The following is a 2,410-nucleotide window of genomic DNA, read 5'->3' on the forward strand; positions in this document are numbered from 1 at the left end:
AAGGTTGGCACTATCAAATGAAACAATACCGTCATTCTCTTAAGAATTGTGGCATAACTCAAAGTATGTCTCGCAAAGGAAACTGTTATGACAATGCCGTTATTGAAAATTTCTTCGGTATCATGAAATCGGAATTTCTGTATCGAAAAGAATTTGAAAGTATAACACATTTCAAACAAGAATTAGCAAAGTATATAGAATACTATAATCATAAAAGAATTAAGGCAAAATTAAAGGGTATGAGCCCAGTACAATACCGGGCTCATACCCTAGAGCCTGCCTAATGAAACGACCTGTCTAACTTTCGGGGTTCACTTCACATTTGTATAGTGGCTTTTGTGTTTCTTATTGAGTTTAGTATTTTCTCTACTAGATTCATAAGTGACATAAAGGAAATTATTAAAAAAGATTATTTCTCCCCAGAGGGGCAAATGGCTGAAGAACAATTAAAAGTCGAGTTGCAGAAATTTGGAGAATTTAACTCATTAAAAGAAGCAAGAAAGTTTATTTACCGTTACGTTCATAGGAATCCAGAATGGTTCAATAGAAGTGGTGATGTGAATGAATATAACAATAAGCAGTCAAGGCTGGACGTAGATGATGTATGGCATGAAAATGTGTTTAAAAACGAACATCCAAAGATATATATAAATCTTGAAGATTTAAAAAAATAAAAGTAGCGAATCCGCTGCTTTTATTTTAATAAAAAAGCATTTTAAACATTTCTTATAGCATCGAATACTTATGTAAATATGGGAAACAGATTTGATTCTTGGAATGAGGGTATCGGTGTGGATATAACACATATTATGGCGAGAATAGTAGTTAATGGGAAAAATCTTCCGTTTACTTCAGTTAGAACCTCTGCGTGGATTAATGGACTTGCGAATGATTTAATTGTTACGACTAAGCAAAGAGTGAATGAGCTTTATCGGTTTATGTAGTCACGGGTGCCAGTTATGCTAACAATGTATTTCCTTCAGGGTGCTGACGTGATGAAATTTGCTAGGGTTGCTGGGGTTGATGAAAATATATATATCATTTTATTTGGTGATAAGACAAACTTTAAGTAGCCTAACAGCTACTTTTTTATTTTGAACAGAGAAAAAGAACCTGTAGTGGCTCCCTTTCACAATACTACCTTATACTTATTGATTTTCCGCTTAACATCCATAAAAACTAATAGTGCTGCAATAGCGCAAAGACCTTTAAACCATAGAAATTCAGAAGAAAATAGTCCGCCAAAGAAAGCGACCTAGTGTACAAAACAAGTAATACCAAATAACCAAAGCATGAACTTTAATTCTTTTGATGAATATGTATAGTTTTTAAATCTTTACCACATATGTATCAACTCCTATTCTTCTGATGTTCTGTAGTTTTTCTTGATGATATCTCGCATGTTTAAGACAAAGAAATGTAGGAGGTTTTTTCTTTGTCTGAAAGTTCAAAAAGATATATAATAATTTTCTGACTATTAAATTTTGGAGGGGTACAAATGAAAAATGAAGTGTTGCACACGCAAGAAGATATTATTAAAATGCTTGATTCATTATTAAGACCAGCAGAACCGTTTTGGAATGAATTTTATACGAATAGAGAAAAAGATGTTCCGTTTTTTGAAAATGTTCCAGATGAAAATCTAGTTTCCTATATACAAAAAGAATGGATTTCTAAAGGGAAAGTATTAGAGCTTGGATGTGGCCCAGGAAGAAATGCAATTTATTTAGCGACTGAAGGATTCGATGTAACCGCAGTGGATTTATCTATAGAGGGCATTAATTGGGCAAAAGAGAGGGCGTTAGCAAAAGGAATAGAAATTGATTTTATTTGTAATTCGATTTTTAATCTAGAGTGTCAAAATGATTTTGATTTTGTGTACGATTCGGGCTGTTTACATCATATTCCACCGCATAGGAGAATAAATTATGTGAATTTAATTAAAAACTCATTGAAATCAGGTGGTTATTTTGCATTAACATGTTTTGCAGCAGGTGATTTAGATGAGCGAAATGGATCAGAAATAACGGATTGGGACGTATATAGAGGGTGGAGTTTACAAGGTGGCCTTGTATATTCAGAAGAAAAATTAAGAGAGATATTTGACGAGTTTAAGGTGATCGAGATTAGAAAGATGAAGCAAATTGACCAACCAAATACTATGTTTGGAGAATCATTTCTTTGGACAGCATTATTTAAAAAGAAATAAGAACGTAGATAATTGACAAACTTATCGTTTTTATAGAAAATACACTTATGGGAATGTACGTTCGATTTTATTTACCAATGTATGTTTTGCATAAATACATAATAAGGGGTAACTAACTGTTACGATTTATTTAACCAATTATAACGAAAGTTAATTAAATATATCAGTAAGCCCTGCTAGTCAAGTGATTGGCTAGTAGTG

At 32.7% G+C, this 2,410-nt stretch carries 3 protein-coding genes and 1 pseudogene; all 4 read left to right on the forward strand.

What is annotated here, in order from left to right; translation table 11 throughout:
- A partial coding sequence (locus tag C4S65_RS14925) for an IS3 family transposase (RefSeq protein WP_142391537.1) occupies window positions 1–284 on the forward strand: 284 nt, incomplete at its 5' end.
- 147 nt (window positions 285–431) lie between these two features.
- Window positions 432–674 carry a hypothetical protein gene (locus C4S65_RS14930; protein WP_061665807.1) on the forward strand — a complete coding sequence of 81 codons (243 nt, stop codon included), beginning with the start codon at window positions 432–434 and terminating at the stop codon, window positions 672–674.
- 78 nt (window positions 675–752) lie between these two features.
- Window positions 753–1,054, forward strand: a pseudogene (locus tag C4S65_RS35185) (hypothetical protein).
- A gap of 444 nt (window positions 1,055–1,498) precedes the next feature.
- Complete coding sequence (locus tag C4S65_RS14945; RefSeq protein ID WP_061665805.1) at window positions 1,499–2,209, forward strand: class I SAM-dependent methyltransferase; 711 nt, start codon at window positions 1,499–1,501, stop codon at window positions 2,207–2,209.
- The last annotated feature ends 201 nt before the right edge of the window (window positions 2,210–2,410 follow it).

The sequence above is a fragment of the Bacillus sp. ok061 genome (assembly GCF_900108285.1).
Classification (GTDB): domain Bacteria; phylum Bacillota; class Bacilli; order Bacillales; family Bacillaceae_G; genus Bacillus_A; species Bacillus_A thuringiensis_S.